At 66.3% G+C, this 20,742-nt stretch carries 15 protein-coding genes; 7 read left to right on the forward strand and 8 right to left on the reverse strand.

Features of this window, described 5'->3' with window-relative positions:
* Positions 1 to 3 precede the first annotated feature (3 nt).
* A complete protein-coding gene (fni, locus tag OU998_RS09925; RefSeq protein ID WP_267513252.1) occupies positions 4 to 1,035 on the forward strand; it encodes a type 2 isopentenyl-diphosphate Delta-isomerase in 1,032 nt (343 codons plus the stop codon).
* A 12-nt stretch (positions 1,036 to 1,047) separates the two neighbouring features.
* On the opposite strand, the gene hutH is transcribed toward fni, so the two are convergent.
* The 3 genes from hutH to hutG are packed head-to-tail and all read right to left on the reverse strand — an operon-like array spanning position 1,048 to position 5,089.
* On the reverse strand, positions 1,048 to 2,577 hold the full coding sequence (gene hutH, locus OU998_RS09930) for a histidine ammonia-lyase (protein WP_267513254.1): 1,530 nt from the start codon (positions 2,575 to 2,577) through the stop codon (positions 1,048 to 1,050).
* A gap of 3 nt (positions 2,578 to 2,580) precedes the next feature.
* On the reverse strand, positions 2,581 to 4,245 hold the full coding sequence (gene hutU, locus OU998_RS09935) for a urocanate hydratase (protein WP_267513256.1): 1,665 nt from the start codon (positions 4,243 to 4,245) through the stop codon (positions 2,581 to 2,583).
* Positions 4,246 to 4,267: 22 nt separating this feature from the next.
* On the reverse strand, positions 4,268 to 5,089 hold the full coding sequence (hutG, locus tag OU998_RS09940) for an N-formylglutamate deformylase (protein WP_267513257.1): 822 nt from the start codon (positions 5,087 to 5,089) through the stop codon (positions 4,268 to 4,270).
* 96 nt (positions 5,090 to 5,185) lie between these two features.
* Here hutG and OU998_RS09945 point away from each other — a divergent pair, with 96 nt between their 5' ends.
* From OU998_RS09945 to OU998_RS09965, 5 genes are read left to right on the forward strand one after another with little or no spacing between them, the layout of a single operon-like run.
* Positions 5,186 to 6,541: a formimidoylglutamate deiminase gene (locus OU998_RS09945; protein WP_267513258.1), complete on the forward strand. Its 1,356-nt coding sequence runs from the start codon at positions 5,186 to 5,188 to the stop codon at positions 6,539 to 6,541.
* Positions 6,538 to 7,257: a histidine utilization repressor gene (hutC, locus tag OU998_RS09950; RefSeq protein ID WP_267513259.1), complete on the forward strand. Its 720-nt coding sequence runs from the start codon at positions 6,538 to 6,540 to the stop codon at positions 7,255 to 7,257. The genes OU998_RS09945 and hutC overlap by 4 nt, the downstream gene beginning before the upstream one ends.
* Positions 7,257 to 8,468, forward strand: a complete 1,212-nt coding sequence (hutI, locus tag OU998_RS09955) for an imidazolonepropionase (protein ID WP_267513260.1) — start codon at positions 7,257 to 7,259, stop codon at positions 8,466 to 8,468. The genes hutC and hutI overlap by 1 nt, the downstream gene beginning before the upstream one ends.
* Positions 8,469 to 8,505: 37 nt before the next feature.
* Positions 8,506 to 11,976, forward strand: a complete 3,471-nt coding sequence (locus OU998_RS09960; RefSeq protein ID WP_267513262.1) for a class I SAM-dependent DNA methyltransferase — start codon at positions 8,506 to 8,508, stop codon at positions 11,974 to 11,976.
* A gap of 38 nt (positions 11,977 to 12,014) precedes the next feature.
* The gene (locus tag OU998_RS09965) at positions 12,015 to 13,613 is read left to right on the forward strand and encodes a phytoene desaturase family protein (RefSeq protein ID WP_267513264.1); all 1,599 of its coding nucleotides are present in this window, start codon (positions 12,015 to 12,017) and stop codon (positions 13,611 to 13,613) included.
* Here the strand turns inward: OU998_RS09965 and OU998_RS09970 are convergent.
* Complete coding sequence (locus tag OU998_RS09970) at positions 13,591 to 13,968, reverse strand: response regulator (protein WP_267513265.1); 378 nt, start codon at positions 13,966 to 13,968, stop codon at positions 13,591 to 13,593. The two genes, OU998_RS09965 and OU998_RS09970, sit on opposite strands and share 23 nt — an antisense overlap.
* Complete coding sequence (locus tag OU998_RS09975; protein ID WP_267516759.1) at positions 13,953 to 15,440, reverse strand: sensor histidine kinase; 1,488 nt, start codon at positions 15,438 to 15,440, stop codon at positions 13,953 to 13,955. The genes OU998_RS09970 and OU998_RS09975 overlap by 16 nt, the downstream gene beginning before the upstream one ends.
* A 152-nt stretch (positions 15,441 to 15,592) precedes the next feature.
* Between OU998_RS09975 and OU998_RS09980 the strand changes: the two genes are divergently transcribed.
* On the forward strand, positions 15,593 to 17,185 hold the full coding sequence (locus OU998_RS09980; RefSeq protein ID WP_267513267.1) for a carboxylesterase/lipase family protein: 1,593 nt from the start codon (positions 15,593 to 15,595) through the stop codon (positions 17,183 to 17,185).
* Here the strand turns inward: OU998_RS09980 and gor are convergent.
* From gor to glmU, 3 genes are all read right to left on the reverse strand, one after another.
* Positions 17,142 to 18,524 (reverse strand): glutathione-disulfide reductase, encoded by a 1,383-nt coding sequence (gor, locus tag OU998_RS09985; protein WP_267513268.1) that lies wholly within the window; start codon positions 18,522 to 18,524, stop codon positions 17,142 to 17,144. The two genes, OU998_RS09980 and gor, sit on opposite strands and share 44 nt — an antisense overlap.
* Before the next feature lie 148 nt (positions 18,525 to 18,672).
* Positions 18,673 to 19,356, reverse strand: a complete 684-nt coding sequence (gene rpiA, locus OU998_RS09990; RefSeq protein WP_267513270.1) for a ribose-5-phosphate isomerase RpiA — start codon at positions 19,354 to 19,356, stop codon at positions 18,673 to 18,675.
* Entirely contained in the window at positions 19,353 to 20,717 is a 1,365-nt protein-coding gene (glmU, locus tag OU998_RS09995) for a bifunctional UDP-N-acetylglucosamine diphosphorylase/glucosamine-1-phosphate N-acetyltransferase GlmU (protein WP_267513272.1), read from the reverse strand. Before glmU ends, rpiA begins: the two co-directional genes overlap by 4 nt.
* Positions 20,718 to 20,742 lie beyond the last annotated feature (25 nt).

Consider the following 20,742-nt stretch of genomic DNA (forward strand, 5'->3'; position numbering starts at 1 on the left):
GATATGACCGACGCTGTTTCGCCCGGCCGCAAGGACCAGCACCTGGATGTGGTGCTGTCCGGGCGGGGTCGCCACGCCCGCGACGCGGGGTTCGACGCCATCCGCTTCGTCCATGAGGCGCTGCCGGACCTGGATCATGACAAGATCGACCTGGGCGCGGACTTCCTGGGGCGGCGGCTGAAGGCGCCTCTGCTGATCAGCGCGATGACGGGCGGGCCGTCGCGGGCCGAAGCCGTCAATGCGCGGCTGGCCGAGGCGGCCCAGCATCTGGGCATCGCCCTGGCGGTCGGCTCCCAGCGGGGGGCGATAGAGGGCGGCGCCAGCGGTGGGCTGGACCTTGGCCTGAGGCGGCGCGCGCCGGATACGCCCATCCTGGCCAATATCGGGGCAGCCCAGTTGACGCGCGGCTTCGGCCCAGACGAGGCGCGGCGCGCGGTGGCCATGATCGGGGCCGACGCCCTGGTCGTGCATCTGAACCCGCTTCAGGAAGCCTGCCAGCCCGAGGGCGACCGCGACTGGTGGGGCGTCGGGGCGGCGCTGGAGGCCCTCATCCGCAAGATCGAGATTCCGGTCGTGGTCAAGGAGACCGGGGCAGGCCTTTCTGGCCGTACCGCGCGTCGCCTGATCGACATGGGCGCCGCAGCCGTGGATGTCGCGGGCGCCGGCGGGTCCAACTGGGCCCTGATCGAAGGCGAGCGGGCAAGCGACCCACAGGACCGGATCCACGCCGCCGCCTTCGCCGACTGGGGCGTGACCACGCCACAGGCCATCGTCGATGTGCGCCGCGCCTGCCCGGACGCCGTGGTGATCGGGTCAGGCGGGGTCCGTGACGGGGTGGACGTGGCCAGGGCGGTAAGACTAGGGGCCGACGTCGTCGGCCAAGCCGCCGGGGTGCTGGCTGCGGCGACCGAGTCCACCGATGCGGTCGTGGCGCATTTCCAACGGATCGTCCGTCAGGTGAGGACGGTCTGCTTCTGCACCGGCTCGGCCAATCTGGCCGCCTTGCGACGGGCGCCGCTTCAGCCGTTCGACTGACAGGTCAGTCATTTAGGCGGACGGCAGAAGGTCTTTGGCGAAGATACGATAGCGACCGGCCCGCACCCCGTCCGTCGCCCGGGCGATGTCCGGCGCGAAATAGTGGTCGCTGGCGTATGGGGCGGCGGCCTGGCGGACGATGGACAGGACCTGTTCCAGAGCCGGCGAACTGGTCAGGGGGCGATGGAACTCAAGCCCCTGGGCCGCCGCCAGCAGTTCGATGCCCACGACGGTCGCCGTATTTTCGGCCATGTCCAGCAGTCGCCGCGCGCCGTGGGTCGCCATGGAGACGTGGTCTTCCTGATTGGCGCTGGTCGGGACGGTGTCGATACTGCACGGATGGGCGACCATGCGGTTTTCCGCGACCAGGGCCGCCGCCGTCACCTGGGCGATCATGAAGCCCGAGTTCAGGCCGCTTTCCCTGACCAGGAAGGCCGGCAGTTCGCTCATCTTCGGATCGACCAGAATGGCGGTCCGCCGCTCGGAGATATTGCCGATCTCGCACAGGGCCATGGCGATCTGATCGGCGGCAAAAGCAACGGGTTCCGCATGGAAGTTTCCGCCGGAGATGACATCGCCGTCCTCAATGAAGACCAGGGGATTGTCTGTGACGGCGTTGGCTTCGCGCGCCAAGGTCGCAGCCGAGGCGTTCAGGACGTCCAGAATGGCGCCCATGACCTGGGGCTGGCAGCGCAGGGAATAGGGGTCCTGAACCTTGGCGCAGTCGTCGCGATGGCTGTCGCGGATGGCCGAGCCGGTCATCAGTTCCCGCAGCCGCGCCGCGACGGCGATCTGGCCCGGCTGGCCGCGCAGGGCGTGGATGCGGGGGTCGAAAGGCGCGTCGGAGCCCTTCAAGGCGTCGACCGACAGGGCGCCGGCCGCGAGGCCCGCCGCGAACACCGCCTCGGTCGCGAACAGACCGGCCAGGGCCAGGGCAGTGGAACATTGGGTGCCGTTCAACAGGGCCAGGCCTTCCTTTGGCCCCAGCGTCAGGGGCGCCAGTCCGACCCGGGTCAGAGCCGCCTCGGCCTCCAGCACCTCGCCGGCGACGCGCGCCTGGCCGACGCCGATCAGCACGCAACTCATGTGCGCCAGAGGCGCCAGATCGCCGGAGGCGCCGACCGAACCTTTGGAGGGAATACAGGGCAGGACGTCGCCGTTCACCAGGGCGACCAGAGCCTCCAGCGTCTCGCGCCGTATGCCTGAGGCGCCGCGCGAAAGGCTGGCGATCTTCAGCACCATCAGCAGCCGCGTCACAGCGTCCGGCAGCAGCGCTCCGACACCGCAGGCGTGGCTGAGCACCAGGTTTCGCTGCAGCGTCTCCAGATCCTCGGAGGCGATGGAGGTGTTGGCCAGCAGGCCGAACCCGGTGTTGACCCCATAGACGGTGCGGCCCTCGGCCACGATGGCGGCGACGACAGCCGCCCCCTTGTCCACATCGGCCCAGGCGTCCGGGGTGATCGAAACCGTCACCGGGCCGTCCATCACGGCGCGCAATTGGTCGAGAGTCAGCGGGGATTGGCCGATGGCGATCTGGGTCATGGCTCAGGCTTTCAGGCTGGGGAGGTTCAGGCCATGCTCGCGGGCTGCGGCGCGGGCGATCTCATAGCCCGCGTCGGCGTGGCGCATGACGCCGGTGGCCGGATCGTTCCACAGAACGCGCTCCAGCCGTTGCGCGGCCTCGGGCGTACCGTCAGCGACGATGACCACGCCGGAATGCTGGGAATAGCCCATTCCCACGCCGCCGCCGTGGTGCAGGGACACCCAGCTGGCGCCCGAGGCCGTGTTCAGCAGGGCGTTAAGCAAGGGCCAGTCGGACACGGCGTCCGACCCGTCCAGCATGGCTTCGGTCTCTCGGTTCGGACTGGCGACCGAGCCGGAGTCGAGGTGGTCGCGGCCGATGACGATGGGGCCGGATAGTTCGCCCGAGGCCACCATCTCATTGAACATCAGGCCGGCCCGGTGACGATCACCCAATCCTATCCAGCAGATACGGGCTGGAAGACCTTGGAATGCAATACGTTCACTCGCCATGTCGAGCCAGCGGTGCAGACCCGCATTGTCCGGAAACAGCCGTTTCATGGCCGCGTCGGTCTTGCGGATATCGTCCGGATCGCCGGTCAGGGCCGCCCAACGGAAGGGTCCGATCCCGCGGCAGAACAACGGGCGGATATAGGCGGGCACGAAACCGGGGAAGTCAAAGGCGTTCGCCACGCCCTCGTCGAAGGCGACCTGACGGATGTTGTTGCCGTAATCGACGACCGGCACGCCCGCGGTCTGGAAATCCAGCATGGCCTGGACGTGGGCGACGATGGAGGTTCGAGCGGCGGCCGAGACCGAGGCGGGATCGCTGACCCGCCGGTCCTCCCATTCGGCCACGGTCCAGCCGGAGGGCAGATAGCCGTTGACCAGATCGTGGGCGCTGGTCTGGTCGGTGACCAGATCGGGTCGCACGCCCCGACGCACCATCTCAGGCAGCACGTCCGCAGCATTGCCTAACAGCCCGACCGATATCGGCTTTCTGGTCTGATTGGCCGTCTCGATCAGGGCCAGGGCCTCGTCGAGCGTCTCAGCCATGACGTCGAGGTAGCGGGTCTTGAGCCTCATCTCGATCCGGCTCCGCTGGCATTCGACCGCCAGACAGGAGGCGCCCGCCATGGTCGCCGCCAGGGTCTGGGCGCCGCCCATGCCGCCCAGGCCGGCGGTGAGGATCCATTTGCCGGCCCAGTCGCCGCCGTGGTGCTGGCGGCCCGCCTCCATGAAGGTCTCGTAGGTGCCTTGAACTATGCCCTGGGTGCCGATGTAGATCCATGATCCGGCCGTCATTTGGCCGTACATCATCAAGCCTTTGCGATCGAGTTCTGAGAAATGCTCCCAGGTCGCCCACTTTGGCACCAGATTGGAATTGGCGATCAGGACGCGCGGCGCATCGGGGTGGGTGCGGAAGACGCCGACCGGCTTGCCCGACTGGACCAGCAGGGTCTCATCAGCCTCCAGCGCCTTCAGGGTCTCGACGATCCGGTCGAAGGCGGCCCAGTCGCGCGCCGCCTTGCCGATGCCGCCATAGACGACCAGGTCCTGAGGCCTTTCGGCCACGTCCGGGTCGAGGTTGTTCATCAACATCCGCAGCGCCGCCTCGGCGGCCCAGGTCTTGGCCGTTTTTTCGGGGCCGCGCGGGCTGCGGACGATGCGGGCGTTGGGCGTGTTCATCGGACGGTCACCGGTTGGACTCTCAAGGGGCGGTCTGGGCGAAGGCGATACAGGCGGTCAGGACGCGGCGCAGATGACCCCGCATCGGTCCGGCGCGTTCGGGCTCATAGGCGCTGGGCCAGTTGTCGGGCGTGACCGGCCCGGCTGGATCCAGGATATAGCCCCGATCGGCCAATTCCATCTGAATGGCGTGGACGCCGGTTTCGGGTCGACCATAATGGCGCGTGGTCCAGCCGCCCTTGAACCGACCATTGACGACCCGACTGTCGCCGCTGGCGGCGCAGGCGGCCTCGACCGCGCGGGTCAGGTCCGGCGCGCAGGTCGCGCCGTCGTTGTCGCCGATATTGAACTGCGGCAGTTCGCCGTCGAACAGGCGAGGCACGACCGACCGGATCGAATGGGCGTCATACAGCACGACCGGCCCTTGGACGCGCAGGCGGTCGATCTGGGCCTGAAGCGCCGCATGATAGGGATCGAACCATGTCGCGCGCCGTTCGGCGATTTCGGCCTCGTCCGGACCTTGGCCGGGGCGATAAAGGGGCTCGCCGTCGAAGGTCTCGGTCGGGCATAGGCCGGTCGTCGTCATTCCAGGGTAGAGGGAAACGCCGGACGGGTCGCGGTTCACGTCGATGACGCTGCGCGAAATAGCGGTGCGCACGACGCTCGCCCCCATGTCCACGGCGAAATCATACAGCCGGTCCACCCACCAGTCGGCGTCCTTGCGGGCGAGCCAGGGCGAGATCATCCGGTCCAGGATGGCGTCGGGGATCTCAGTCCCAGTGTGCGGCAGCCCGATTATCAGAGGCGCCGATCCTTCCTGAACGGTCAGCCAGTCGTCGGTCATCTCGGCCTCCCTCGCCAAATCGATCTGTCGCAGTTATGTCTAGACATATTGATCGCAACAAGACGGACCTGTCCAGTGAGCTCTGAAGCGGAACCTGTGGACCTCACGCTTTGGTTCGACGCCGCCCTATTGCCGGACGGCTGGGCCAGGGATGTTCGGATTACCGTCAGCCACGGGCGGATCGGCTCGGTCACAGCGGGGGTCGGGCGGTCGCCGACGGATGCCGGCGGCGGGGTCGCCGTGCCGGGCATGACCAATGTTCACAGCCACGCCTTTCAACGGGCCATGGCCGGTCTCACCGAGGCGCGCGGGCCTTCAAATGACGACTTCTGGACCTGGCGCGAGCTGATGTACCGCTTCCTCGACCGAGGCGGGCCGGACGAGATTGAGGCCATAACCGCCCTGGCCTTTGCGGAAATGCTGGAGGGCGGCTTCACCCGGGTGACCGAGTTCCACTATCTGCATAACGACCCCAAAGGCGTGGCCTATGCCGACCGAAGCGAGATCTCCGGCCGTATCGCAGCGGCGGCGCAGGCCAGTGGAATCGCCCTGACCTTGCTGCCGGTTTTCTACGCCCATGCCGGGTTCGGTGCACAGACTCCGGCGCAGGGACAGAGGCGGTTCATCACCGACCTCGATGGTTTCGCCGATCTAGTCGGGGCCTGTCGTCGGCTGACGGCGAACATGCCGGACGCCAGCGTCGGGGTGGCTCCACACAGTCTGAGGGCGGTCAGCGCCGAAGAATTGGCGATTCTACCCGGCCTGGCGCAGGGCGGCCCGATCCATATCCATGTCGCCGAACAGACCAAGGAGGTCGAAGACTGCCTGGCCTGGTCCGGCGCGCGGCCCGTCGAGTGGCTGCTGGATCACGCGCCTGTCGACGCTCGATGGTGCCTGATTCACGCCACCCATGTGACCGAGACCGAATGGCGGGGCGTGGCCGCGCGAGGCGCCGTCGTCGGCCTTTGCCCGATCACCGAGGCCAATCTGGGCGACGGCGTCTTTCCCGCCGCCGCCTATATGCGGGCAGGGGGGCGGTTTGGGATCGGGACGGATTCCAACGTCCAGATCGGCCTGGCGGAGGAACTGCGGATGCTCGAATACAGCCAACGCCTGACGTTGCGCGGGCGCGCCGTGATGGCCGATGCCCAACGCTCGACCGGCCGCGCCCTGTTCGACCACGCCCTGGCCGGCGGCGCGCAGGCGGGCGGGGTCGCGGGCGGTCTGGCGGTGGGGCAGGCGGCCGACATCGTCTCGCTGGATACGCGCCGGTTCGCCTTCGCCGGCCGGTCGGGCGACGCAGTTCTGGACAGCTGGCTCTTCGGGGCGCCGACAGGATCCATAGCGTCAGTCTGGCGCGCAGGGCGAGAAGTGGTGCGAGAGGGGCGTCACCTGGACCGTGACGCCCTGGAGGCGCGGTGCCGCGCGGCCTTGAAGGTTGTCCTGGCATGACGGCGGAGCCTCTGCACCGCCGCATCTTTATCGATCTGGAAGCGCAGATCCTGTCGGGAGAGTTCGCCCCCGGTGATCGGATTCCGTTCGAACACGAGCTGACGAACAGCTACGGCTGTTCGCGGGCGACCGTGTCGAAGGCCTTGTCCGAGCTGGCGGGCAGGGGCTTGGTGGTGCGCAAGCGTCGCGCGGGCACATTCGTAGCCCAGCCCAAGGCGCACGCGGCCTTCCTCGCTATTCCAGACTTGAGGGCCGAGGTGAATAAGCGTGGTCAAATCTATGACTATCGACTTCTTAGCCGCGATATCAGGGCGTCTCAGGACCTGGTGGAGTTCGAACTGGCGGCCGGCGGACAGTTACTGGCGCTGACATGTCTGCATAGCGCCGACCAGGTCCCCTTGGCCCTGGAGCATCGCTTGATCGCCCTATCGGCTACCCCCGAAGCGGAAAAGGTGGATTTTCAGTGTGTTCCTCCCGGAAGCTGGCTTCTCGACTCGGAACCCTGGACCCAGGCCGAGAACCGGATCGGTGCTGTCGAGGCGGATCGGGCGTCTGCCCGTCTGTTGCAAATTCGGGCGGGCGCCGCCTGCCTCTACGTCGAACGGCGGACCTGGAGGGATGGTCAGGGCGTCACTCGGGTTCGCCAGATTTTCCCTGGCGACCGCTATGATCTCGTTGCCTTGTTTTCCTCCGTTCATGCAAAGGATCAGGTTTGATGAAGGCCGACCGACTGCTGATCGATTGCCACGCCGCCACCATGATGGAAGGCGGCGCGCCCTATGGCGTGATCGAGGACGCCGCCGTCGTCATCTCTGGCGGGCGGATCGCCTGGATCGGACCGCGCGTCGATCTCCCGCCCGTCCAGGCCGAGACGACCGAGCGGCTGGACGGGCGCTGGCTGACGCCGGGACTGATCGATTGTCACACCCATCTGGTCTTCGGCGGCGACCGGTCGGGCGAGTTCGAACAGAGGCTGGGCGGCGCGACCTATGAGGAGATCGCGCGGGCTGGCGGCGGGATCGTCGCTTCAGTCCAGGCGACGCGCGCGGCGTCCGAGGATGAGTTGTTCGTCTCCGCCATGGCGCGGCTGGAGGGGCTGAAGGCGACCGGAGTCACGACGGTCGAGATCAAGTCCGGTTATGGGCTGGATCTGGACTCCGAGCTGAAGATGCTGCGGGTCGCCCGGCGCATCGGCCGCGAGGGCGGAGTCCGCGTCCGCACCACCTATCTGGGACTGCACGCCGTGCCGCCCGAGCATCGGTCCGACCGCAGCGCCTATGTGGACAAGGCTGTGGACGAAATCCTGCCGACCGCCCACGCCGAGGGCCTGGTGGACGCCGTCGACGCCTATTGCGAGCCCATCGCCTTTTCGCGCGAGGAGGTGTCGCGCCTGTTCGACCGGGCGCAGACTTTGGGACTGCCGGTCAAGCTGCACGCGGACCAACTGTCGAACGGCGGCGGAGCGGAGCTGGCGGCGCGCTATCGGGCCTTGTCAGCCGATCACATCGAATATGCGACGGAGGCGGGGATAGCGGCCATGGCCAGAGCTGGGGTGGTCGCGGTTCTGCTGCCCGGCGCCTTTTTGATGTTGCGCGAGACCCAGGCGCCACCGATCGCCCTGCTGCGGGCCCAGGGTGTGCGCATGGCGGTGGCGACCGACTGCAACCCCGGCACCTCGCCCCTCGCCTCTATGACGGACGCCTTGAACCTGGCCTGTGTGCAGTTCCGCCTGACGCCGGAAGAGGCGCTTGCCGGGGCGACGCGCGAGGCGGCGCGGGCGCTCGGCTTGCAGGACCAAGCGGGGCTGCTGCAGGCTGGACGGGCGGCTGACCTGGCGGCCTGGGACATTTCGCGGCCCGCCGAGTTGGCCTACTGGCTGGGCAAGCCGATGCTGCACGCTCGTTGGATTGAAGGTGTGCGATCCTAGGTTGCGCTTAGGCAGGAAATAACCATAGGTTGCTTTCATGGCTCGAAAGCAATCCGAAGATGTTGACGCCTTCATCGCTCACTGGGCTCACGTCCCGATTAGCGAACGGGCTCAGTACCAGACCTTCATCATCCAGCTTTGTCGGATCATCGGCGCGCCGGCGCCCGATGATGAACGGATGGGAGACCTGGACTATTGTTTCGAACGGCCGGTGCGCTTCGTCCACGAGGACGGGGTCAGCCATCCTTGCTATATCGACTGCGCCAAACAGGGCTGTTTTGTGCTGGAGGCGAAACAGTCGCTGAAACGGCGGGATGGCGGGCCGTTGGACCCGGCAGTTCAACTGGCGCGGTTCGTACACCCGTCACGCAAGGGCCGCGCGCCGTCGCCGGACGCCCTGGATCGGCTGATGCGCGCGGCGAAGCGACAGGCCGAAAACTACGCCAAGGCCCTGGATGAATGGCCGCCGTTTCTGATCGTGGTCGATGTCGGCAGAGCCATCGAGCTGTGGTCGGATTTCGCGCGACAGGGCAAGGCCTATGCTCAGTTTCCGGATCGGGCGACATACCGGATTGAGCTCGAACAATTGCGTCAGGCAGAGGTGCGCGACCGGCTTCGTCGGGTCTGGACAGATCCGATGTCGCTGGACCCTGCCGCCCGGGTGGCGGAAGTCACCATGGACATCGCCGCTCGGCTGGCCCTGCTGGTCCGATCCATTCGTCAAAGACAGTCGCAGTCGAGCGACGATCAAGCGGCGAGGGCGGCGAGGGCGGGGCGGATCGCCTTGTTTGTCATGCAGTGCATCTTCGCCATGTTCGCCGACAGCGTCGGTCTGATCGACGGGCGGGGCTTTCAGGGTTTCCTCGAGTCCTATCGCGGAAAGGCGGACCGGTTCCATGATGCAGCCCGGGTGTTCTTCAGCGCGATGGACCGGGGCGGCCATTGCCTGGCGACCCAGCAGCGTATCCGCCAGTTCAACGGCGGGCTGTTCAAGGTGGTCGATCCGATGCCGATCACCGAGGCGGAGCTGGGGGCGCTGATCGAGGCCTCGAAATGTGACTGGAGCCTGGTGGAGCCGGCCATCTTCGGCGCCTTGCTGGAACAGGCTCTGGATCCGGCGGAGCGCGCTGAACTGGGCGCTCACTATACGCCGCGTGCCTATGTCGAGCGCCTGCTCGAGCCGACGATCATGGAGCCGCTCCGCGCCGAATGGGAGGCGATCGAGGCCCAGGCCATCGGTCTGCATCTGGAGGGGGAGACGGCGACTGCGCGGCGGATGGTTCGCGCCTTTCACGACCAGCTTTGTCGGGTCCGTGTGTTGGATCCGGCCTGCGGCACAGGCAATTTTCTCTATGTCGCCATGCGGCTGATGAAGGAACTTGAGGGTGAGGTTCTGGGTGTCCTGAGCGAGATGGGTGAGGCCCAAGGGCGGCTGGGGATGGAGGGCCACGTCGTCAGTCCTGAACAATTCTATGGGCTGGAAAAGAATGCCTACGCAGCGTGGATTGCAGAATTGGTGATGTGGATCGGATATTTGCAATGGCATTTTCATCTTTTCGGTGACGCCAATCCGTCGGAGCCGATCCTGAAGGATTTCCAGCGCGTCGTGCGAACGGACGCGCTGATCCGGTGCTCCCGCCTGGACTTGGCGCGCGACGCAGAGGGCCGGGTGATCACCCGGCCTGTCGGGCGGCTGTCGGACGGGGCGGCCGAGCGGGAGGTCGAATGCTACGTTGATCCCTACCCAACGCCCTGGCCGGAGGCGCATTTCATCGTCGGCAACCCGCCCTTCATCGCCGGCAAGGATCTGCGAGCGGAACTGGGCGACGGCTATGTCGATGCTCTGGACAGGCTCAGAGGCGGGCGGTTTCGTTCGGCGGACATCGTCACGGCCTGGTGGGATCGAGCGGCGGAGATTCTGACACGCGAGGGGTCGATCCTGCGGCGGTTCGGCTTCATCATGACCAATTCGGTGACCCAGATCTTCTCGCGGCGAGTGATCGAACATCACCTGGCGCGTCGCCCAGCGATCCGTTTGGTCTTCGCCATTCCTGACCATCCATGGGTCACGGGCGCCGGTCGCGCCGATGTGCGGATCGCCATGTCCGTCGCTGAACGCGGCGAGCCGGACGGCCGTGGCCGGTGGCTGGAGGTTGTCGGCGAACAGGACCTGCACACTGATCTGCCCAAATTGAGCTTCCGGGAAAGGGAAGGCGTCATCGGCGCCGATCTGATGATCGAGTCGGGCCTGACCCAGGCGGTCGATCTAAAGGCCAATACGGGCCTGGCGCATCGCGGCGTTCAGTTGATGGGCGCCGGGTTTCTGGTCGCCTCGGCGCAGGGGCGGGCGCTGCTCGAGGGATCGGAACCGGACGCTCCGTCCCCGCTTCGCACCTATCGCAACGGACGGGACCTGGCGGACCGGGCGCGGGATCTGCAGGCGATCGACCTGTTCGGCTGGGACGAGGTCGAGGTGCGGCGTCGTCATCCATTGATCTATCAGCATCTGCTGGAGACGGTTAAGCCTGAGCGAGACCGTAACAACCGGCTATCCTACCGAGAAAACTGGTGGACGTTCGGCGAGCCTCGCCGGGATCTGAGAGCCGCGCTGGAGGGGCTCGACCGCTACATCGTCACCGTCGAGACGGCCAAACACCGCTGGTTTCGCTTTGTCGATTCCGCCGTCCTGCCCGACAACAAGCTGGTGGTCATCGCCAGCGATGACGCCGCCGTTCTGGCCATGCTGTCGTCCCGCCAACACCGAGCCTGGTTCGCCGCCAACGCCGGCCGGATCGGCGAGTACAGACGCGAGGCCGTCTATGTGAAAGGCGTCTGCTTCGACCGTTTCCCTTTCCCGCAGCCGACGGCGGCGCAGACGGCTGAACTTGCGGCCCTGGGGGAGGAACTGGACACGACGCGGGCGCGCGTTTTGGCTGAGCATGCCGATCTGACAATGACCGGCCTTTACAATGCGCGGGCGCGTCTCGGCGATCCGACGGTGATGAGCGCTGCGGAGCGCATGGTTTACAACACAGGCCGCATCGGCATCCTCGACCATCTTCACAGGATGATCGACCGTGTCACGGCCGAAGCCTACGGCTGGCCCGTCGACTTGTCCGACGCCGAAACGGCGACCCGACTGGCAGGGCTCAATCGGACGCGAGCAATGGAGGAGGCGCAGGGACGGGTGCGGTTCATTCGTCCGGCCTACCAGAACGAGCGGGTCAGAACCTCTTCAGCGCCAGCTCAGACTGAGGCCATGCTGACGCTCGAAGCGATCCTGCCGCGCCTGCCGGAGGATCCTGGGCGCTTGGCGGCGGCCCTGCTGACCAACCTGCGCCGGTCAGGTGTTCCGATGAGATCGGAGGATCTGGCTACGGGCTTTGACGGGCGCGGGCTGCGCAAGCGGCGGACGATTGAGCACACCCTGGCCGTCCTGGCGGTCTCTGGCGCGGTCCAGAGATCGGACGGCGGGTGGTTCGCACCGCGGCGCACGGGCGCTGGTTGAACCGCTGAAGGGTGCTATGCCTTGGTCAGAGAGGGGCCATGGCCAAGACCGAAACCGACGTCGTCATTCTGGGGGGAGGGCATAACGGATTGGTGTGCGCCTTCTATCTCGCCCGGCGGGGATTGAAGGTGACCGTGCTGGAGCGCCGCTCGGTCGTCGGCGGCGCGGCGGTGACCGAGACCTTCCACCCCGGCTTTCGGAACTCTACCGCCAGCTACACCGTCAGCCTGCTCAGTCCGACCGTCATCGCCGATATGGATCTGGCCCGACATGGACTGAAGATGGTCGAGCGGCGGATGTCGAACTTTCTGCCGCTGGGAGACGGACGCTATCTGGCGGCGGGGCCGGGTCGGACGCGGACGGAGGTCGCGAAGTTCTCGACGCGCGACGCGGAACGTCTGGACGCCTACGAAACCCGGCTGGAGACGGTCGCGGCCCTGCTGCGAGATCTGACGCTGACATCTCCGCCGAACATGGTCGAGGGCGGCTGGGCGGCATTGCCGGAGATGCTGAAGGCGGGCCGTCTTGGGCGTCGCATCGTCGGGCTGGGTCAGACGGGCCGCCGCGACCTTCTGGACCTGTTCTCCAAGTCGGCGGGGGACTGGCTGGACGGCTGGTTCGAAAGCGATCCGATCAAGGCCCTGTTCGGTTTCGACAGCGTGGTGGGCCACTACGCCAGTCCCTATACGCCGGGTTCGGCCTATGTCCTGCTGCACCATGTCTTCGGCGAAATGAACGGCAAGAGGGGCGTCTGGGGTCACGCCCTGGGTGGGATGGGAGCGATCACACAGGCCATGGCCTCGGCCTGCGCCGAACAGGGTGTGGACGTGCGGCTGGATGCGGCCGTGACTGAGGTCCTGATCGAAAAGGGCAGGGCGGTCGGTGCGGTGACCCAGGACGGCGACGTCGTGCGCGCCCGAGCCGTTGTGTCCAACCTGCACCCCCGCCTGTTGTTCGAGACGCTGCTCGACCCCGCATCGGTTCCGACGGATTTCAAGGAACGGATGGGACGATACGCCTCTGGCTCTGGCACCTTCCGAATGAATGTCGCGCTTTCGGAGCTTCCGAAATTCACCGCCCTGCCAGAGCCCGGCGATCACCTGACGGCCGGCATCATCATCGCCCCGAGCCTGGCCTATATGGATCGCGCCCATGCCGAGGCGCGGCTGAACGGCTGGTCGTCAAAACCGATCGTGGAGATGCTGATCCCCTCGACGCTGGACGACAGTCTGGCGCCGGCGGGCGCCCATGTGGCGAGCCTGTTCTGCCAGCATGTTTCCCCCGATCTCGAGGATGCGCATCGCGACACGGTGGCCGATCTGATGATCGATACGGTCGACGCCCATGCGCCGGGCTTCAAGGCCTCTGTTCTGGGGCGGATCGCCCTGGGGCCACGGGATCTGGAGCGAAGGTTCGGACTGGTCGGGGGCGACATCTTCCACGGTCGGCTCAGCCTGGACCAGTTGTTCAGCGCCCGCCCGGTTCTGGGCCATGCCGACTACCGTATGCCGGTTCCGGGCCTTTACCTCTGCGGATCAGGCGCTCACCCCGGTGGCGGCGTCACCGGGGCGCCGGGTCATAACGCCGCGCGGGCGATCCTGATGGATCTCAAGCCTAGACCTGGGCGACGCCCATAGCCTTCATCAGGGCCTCCCGGATCGCCGCCTCGGTGAAGGGCTTCTGCACGGTGGCGGAGCCGCGCCATTCCTCGGGCAGGCCGCCTTCGCCATAGCCGGTCGAAAAGACGAAGGGCACGCCGCGAGCTTTTAAAGCCTCCGCGACGGGAAAGACCTGACGCCCCGCCACATTGACGTCCAGCAGGGCGGCGTCGAGATCTGCGGTGTCGCGCGCCATCGCCTCGCCGTCGTCGATGTTGGACGCGGGGCCGATGGGGATGCACTCCATGTCTTCCAAAATGGTCTCGAGCAGCATGGCGACGAGCGACTCGTCTTCCACCACCAGGACACGTCGGCCGTTTAGGGGTTGGGGCATGGGGCGGCCGTCCTGTCCAGTGGAACCGTCAGTTCCGCAATCAATCCATCGCTGGCGTAGACCAGTTCGATCTCACCCGCCAGATCATGGTGAATGTTTCGCTCAATCAATCGACTACCGAAGCCTCTTCTGTCCGGTATCGAAACTTTCGGGCCGCCGATTTCGCGCCATCTGAGCTTGAGAACTCGGCCGGGATCGGTGACCTTCCAATCGATCAGCACCCGCCCGTCCGGTTCGGACAGGGCGCCGTATTTCGCCGCATTGGTCCCGAGCTCGTGAAAGATCATGCCCAGCGAAAGGGCGGTGGCCGGGGGCAGGGCCGTACTGGGGCCGTTCAGGCTGATGCGGGCTGGACCGAAGGCTTCGGTCTCGTGCAGAAGAACCGCTTGAAGATCAGCCCCTTCCCAATGACTGTGCGTCAGCAGATCGTGGGTGTGCGACAGGGCCAGAATGCGAGACTGGAATGTTTCGGCGAAACTGGCCGGGTCGGTATGCGATCGAGCGGTCTGGATGGCGATAGACTGAACCGTGGCCAGGGTGTTTTTCACACGATGGTTCAGCTCATCTATCATAAGCTTCTGGATCTGAACGGCTCGAACATTGTCCGTGACGTCATGACCCTGCACGAAGATGCCGACCACGGCGCCGCTCTCGTCACGGATCGGCTGAAAGATGAAGTTGAGGTAGAGGGTTTCCAGCGTACCGTCCGGGGTGCGTTGCAACTCCGCACGGCGCTCGCGACCTTCATAGGCTTCCCCGGTCTCGAACACGGTGTCGAGGCATTCCAGAAATCCCTGACCCGCCAATTCGGGCAAGGCCTCGCTTACCGGCTTTCCTGCAATGTCCCGATGCCCGATCAGTTGGCCGTAGGCGTGGTTGTGCATCTGAAAGCGGTGCTGACGACCGCTTAGGACGGCGACGAACCCCGGCGCCTGCATGAACATCTCAACCAGCCGGTTGCGTTCCATCTCAAGACGGCGATTGTCTTCCTGGACGGACTGGGCGCGCCGAAGAACCGATCCGCCGATCAGGGCGTCCAGCGCCGTCGTCGGTTCGTCGGCGCGGATCGCGGGCGACAGATCCGTAATGTCCATCGTGTGCTGAAGCAGAAAGACGACTTCACCCTCAGCGTTCATCAAGGGGGTATGTGTGGCGCTCCAAATCCGCTCTTCGAACACTTCGCCGCCGTCGCTTTTCAGGCGCGGCATCGAATAGCGCACCACGGCCAGGTGGTCGCGCTGGCGCGTATCGCGCGCCTTTTCCAGCGACGCCTTCACCTGTCTGACATTGTCTGGCGCGCGGTCGCCTGGCCCGGAGTCGAACGCCGTGAACAGGGGGCGGCCGACGATCTCGCTTCGTCGCGCCCCGGTGACATCGACATAGGCCTGATTGACCTCGACGATGCGCAGATCTGGCGTGAGCAGCAGATAGGGATTTGGCGAGGCCTCGAAGGCGCTCGCCAATTCCTCCACTGAGGCGCCGGCTCTTTCTAGAACAGTCAATACAAACCCCAACCCAATAGGGTCCCTAACGCGCGATGGGGCAAACGGTTCGGTAGCGGACAAAGAATTTTCCGCTCGGCCTTCGTCATTGGCGTGTTGAGAGAATTTGCTAAGGACGGGGCATGACATTCGCCGCCGCCTTGGCCACCCTCTCGCTCGCCATGACCCAGCCCACAGATCGGCCGGCGGCCGAACCGCCCGTCGTCCAATTGCCGCAAGGCGCCCTGTCCGGAGCCGCGGAAGACGAGGTCGCGTCTTTCAAGAACATCCCCTATGCGGCGCCGCCGGTCGGGGAACGTCGCTGGCGACCGCCCGGCGAGGCGCCTCAGTGGGAAGACCTTCGGGACGCCACCCGCTACGGCGCCCTATGTATCCAAGCGACGCCTCAAGGCGATCCCGGCGTCGGGCCTCTGCCGATGAGCGAAGATTGCCTGACCCTGAACATCTGGCGACCAGAGGCGGTGAGCGCGCCGGCCCCCGTCATGGTCTGGATCCATGGCGGCGGACTGGTCAACGGCTCGGGCACAGCCGCCCTGTATGACGGGTCGCATCTGGCGCGCCAGGGCATGGTGGTTGTGACCCTGAACTATCGCCTGGGACGGCTCGGATTCTTCGACCATCCCGCCCTGGTGGCCGAGCGTCCGGCGGACGAGGCGGCGGGCAACTATGGTCTGATGGACGTCATCGCCGCCCTGAAATGGGTCAGGGCCAATATCGCGGCGTTCGGCGGCGATCCCGCGAACGTCACCATCTTCGGCGAGTCGGCCGGCGGCGCCATCGTGACCCGGATGATGATTTCACCCCCGGCGCGCGGCCTGTTCGACCGGGCCGTGGTTCAGTCCGGTCTGGGGCGAGAGCTGCAGACGCCGCTGGATCGGCGTGGGGCCTTTGACCTTCCTTCGGCGCGCGAGCGGGGCGAGGCGTGGGCCTATGGCCATAATCTGATGACCGCGGCCGATTTGCGCGCCGCGCCGGTGGAGCAGTTGCTGAGCCCTGCGCCGGTCTTCGCCAACGGCGACCTCAGCCTGATCGACGGCAAGATCGTGACCTCCACCGTCGAAGCGGCTTTCCGCGCCGGGCGGCAGGCGCCTGTGCCCTTGATCATCGGGACCAACAGCGCCGAGTTCTGGTGGATGAAGCCGACGGACCGCAACGGCTACGGCATGATCGACGACGACATGACCTGGCTGGAGCGGGCTTTGATCACGGCGGCCTACGGAGGCGAGGGGGGCTTTGACCGGGGCTTCCTCACAGACGCCGTCTTTGCCGAACCGGCGCGATGGCTGGCGAGGCGGCACGCCGCAGCGGGGCATCCGGCCTATCTTTATCGGTTCGAAGTCTCCTCGCCGGACAATCCTGAACCCCACGGCGGCGCCACCCATGCCATCGAACGCCCCTATGTGTTCGGGACCCTGGCCTTGCTGCCCTATTCGGTGCGGGACGCGGATAGAGCGGCGTCCGAGGCGATGATTGGCTACTGGACCGCCTTTGCAAGGTCCGGCGATCCGAACGGGGTCGGGCGTCCGAACTGGCCCATGACGGTCGGAGGGGACACCCAGATGCTCCAGTTCCGCAACGAGGGCCCCGCCGCCACGTCTCTGCCCGAGGCGGGGCGACTGGATCTGATCGAGATGTTCCGCGAACGGCCGCACTTGATCAGCAAGCCCGCGATCACACCGCCGACGTCGCGCCCGACTGCTTCTCCTTCAACGTAACCAGCTCCTCAGCCATTGTGGGGTGCACGGCGCAGGTCGCGTCCCACTGAGCCTTGGTCAGGCCGGCCTTCACGGCGATGGCGGCGAGCTGGATCATCTCCGGGCTGTCCGGCCCGACGATATGGACGCCGACGACGCGCTGGCTGTCGGCGTCGACCACCAGCTTCATCAGCACGCGTTCTTCCGAACCGGTGAAGGCGTATTTCATCGGTCGGAAACGGGTCACATAGACATCAACACCGGCCGAGCACGAACGGCGGGCCTCTGCCTCTGACAAGCCGACGACCCCGACCGGCGGCTGGCTGAACACGGCCGTCGCCACGGCCTCGTAGTCGAAATGCTGGGGATTGTCGCGATAGACGGTCTGATGGAAGGCGACCGCCTCACGGATGGCGACCGGCGTCAGGTTCATCCGGTCGGTGACGTCGCCGATGGCCCAAATGTTGTCGGCCGTCGTCTTGGAATAGGGATCGACCTTGATCGCGCCCTCGTCATTCAGCTCGACGCCGGCGGCCTCAAGCCCCAATCCCTTGACGTGCGGGATGCGGCCGGTGGCGAACATCACAACGTCCGTCTCCAGCTTCATCCCGTTCTCGAGATGGTTCACCAGTCCCGTGGCGGTCTTTTCGATCTTCTCGTGTTGGCAGCCCAGGATGACCTTGATGCCGCGTTTCTCGATCTCGCCCGCCAGATGGGCGCGCACGTCGTCGTCGAAGCCGCGCAGGATGTTGGGGCCGCGATAGATCAGGGTGGTCTCGACACCTAGACCGGCGAAGATGCCGGCGAATTCCACCGCGATATAGCCCCCGCCCGCGATCAGGATGCGCTTCGGCAGCTTTGGCAGATGGAAGGCCTCTTCCGAGGTGATGGCGTGTTCGATGCCCTCCAAGCCCTCGGGCTTCCATGGGCGGCCGCCGGTGGCGACCAGGATTTTTTCGGCGGTGATGGTGCGGTTCTTGCCGACGATCTCAACCGTATGGGCGTCCTTCAGCACGGCGCGGCCGTGGACCAGCTCGACGCCGGCCTTGCCCAGGTTGGCGGCGTATATCCCCGACAGGCGGGCGATCTCGACGTCCTTGGCTTCAAGGAAGGTCGGCCAGTCAAACTTCGCATTGTCGAAGGACCAGCCGTAGCCTTCGGCGATCTCCAAGGCATGGCTGACCTCCGAGGCCATGACCATGAACTTCTTCGGCACGCAGCCCCGGATCACACAGGTGCCGCCGACGCGGTATTCTTCCGCCACCGCGACCTTCTTGCCGCCCAGCGCCGTCAAACGCGCGGCGCGCACGCCTCCCGAGCCGGCGCCGATGACGAAGAGGTCATAGTCGTATTCGGCCATCGTACGCTCCGTTCAGGCGGGCAAGGCCCGGTCTGAATTGTCTGAATCGTCAGGAATCGGTTCCGGCCAGGCCGGGTTCCGAGGCGTCGGATTTAGGCGCCGACGTGCTCTGGGGCAAGACGACCCGCGCTCTCGCCCTGAGCGGCGGTCAGGGCGTGATGATCTCCACGCCCGTGTCCGTGCCGATAATCGCCAGATCCGCCAGGTCCAGGAAAAGCCCGTGTTCGACCACGCCGGTGATCAGCTTCAGATCATCGGCCAGACGCACCGGGTCGTGGATGGCCTTGCATCCCGCGTCATAGATCAGATTGCCGCCGTCGGTGCGGACCAGACCGCGATCCGCCTGACGGACGCGGGCGGGTTGGCTGATGTCATGGTCGATCAGCACGTCAGCGATGCGATTGGCCGTGGTCTTGTGGCCGAAGGCGACCACCTCGATCGGCAGGGGGAAGGTCCCCAGCACCGGCACCACCTTGGCGGCGTCGGCGATGACGATGCACCGGCTGGACGCCTCCCAGACCAGTTTCTCGCGCAACAGAGCCGCACCGCCGCCCTTGATCAGGGCCAGGCCGGGACCGACCTCGTCGGCGCCGTCAACGGTCAGATCGATGCGCGGCGTATCCTCCAGGGTCGACAGAGTCAGGCCCAGTTCCCGCGCCAGGTCGGCGGTCTTTTCCGAGGTCGGCACACAGCGCAGACCCGACAGGCCGCGCGCCGCCAGGGCCTTGACGAACCAGGCGGCGGTGGATCCGGTGCCCAGACCGACCACCATGCCGGCCTCGACGTATGCGGCGGCGGCCTCGCCTGCGTTCTTTTTCTGGATGTCGCTCATTTCTGCTTGGCGGCCTTGGCCGCTTCCTTCTTGGCTTTGGCCTTCTCCCGGAAGGCGGCGCCGGCGTTCGGCTTGAGGGTTTGACGGGCGCGGCCGAAGGCCAGGGCGTCTTGCGGCACATCTTCGGTGATCACCGAACCTGAGGCGACGATGGCCCCGGCGCCGACCGAGACCGGCGCCACAAGACTGGAGTTCGAGCCGACGAAGGCGCCGGCGCCGACCTCGGTCCTGGCCTTGTTGAAGCCGTCGTAGTTGCAGAAGATGGTGCCGGCCCCGATGTTGGCGCCGGCCCCGACCGATCCGTCGCCCAGATAGGCCAGGTGATTGGCCTTGGCGCCCGCAGCCATCTTCACATTCTTGACCTCGACGAAGTTGCCGATCTTGACCCCCTCGGCCAGATCCGCGCCGGGCCGCAGCCGGGCATAGGGCCCGACCTCGGCGCCGGAGGCGACGCGCGCGCCCTCAATATGGCTGAAGCTGCGAATCCGGGCGCCGCCCTTGATCACCGCGCCGGGGCCGAAGACGACGAAGGGTTCGATCACGGTTCCGCCGCCGACCTGAGTGTCCCAGGCGAAATGGACGGTGTCGGGCGCGCTCATGGTCACGCCCGCCGCGAGGAAGGTCTCACGCTGGACGGCCTGAAACAGGGCCTCGGCCTGGGCCAACTCGGCCTGGGCGTTGACGCCCATTACGGCGTCCTCCGCAGCGAAGACGGCGTGGGTTGGGTGACCGGCCCTGCGGGCCAGCTCCACCACGTCGGTCAGATAATATTCGCCCTTGGCGTTGTCGTTGCGGACTTCGGCCAGAAGCGAGAAGAGCAGGGCGGCAGGCGCGGCCATGACGCCGGAGTTGCAGGCGGTGATCGCCAGGACCTCGGGCGAGGCCTCCTTGGCCTCGGTGATGGCCGTAAGCGTATCGCCTTCGATGATCAGTCGGCCGTAGGCGCCGGGATCGCGGGCCTCGAAGCCGATCACCGTGACGCCTTCGCCGGCGAAAACCGGTTCGATGTCGGCGGCCTTCAGCAAGGGTACGTCGCCATAGGTGATCACCACGTCGCCGTCGAACCCGGCCAGCGCCTGTTCCGCCGCGCGGACGGCGTGGCCTGTGCCCAGCGGAGGATCCTGAACGGCGACGGCGGCCTCGCCCAGGCGTTTGACGACGTGGGCGCGCACTTCGGGCGAATGGGTTCCGACCACGACGATGATCCGCTCGCAGCCCAACCCCTCCGCCGCGTCGATGGCGTGATCCAGCATGGCGCGATGGGCGACGGGGTGCAGCACCTTGGGCAGGGGCGATTTCATTCGCGTGCCCTGACCGGCGGCGAGAATGATGGCGGCGCGTGGGCGCGTCTGGCTGGTCATGAATCGTCTCGCAGTCTAGTCGTCC

The organism is Brevundimonas sp. SL130 (assembly GCF_026625805.1).
Taxonomy (GTDB): domain Bacteria; phylum Pseudomonadota; class Alphaproteobacteria; order Caulobacterales; family Caulobacteraceae; genus Brevundimonas.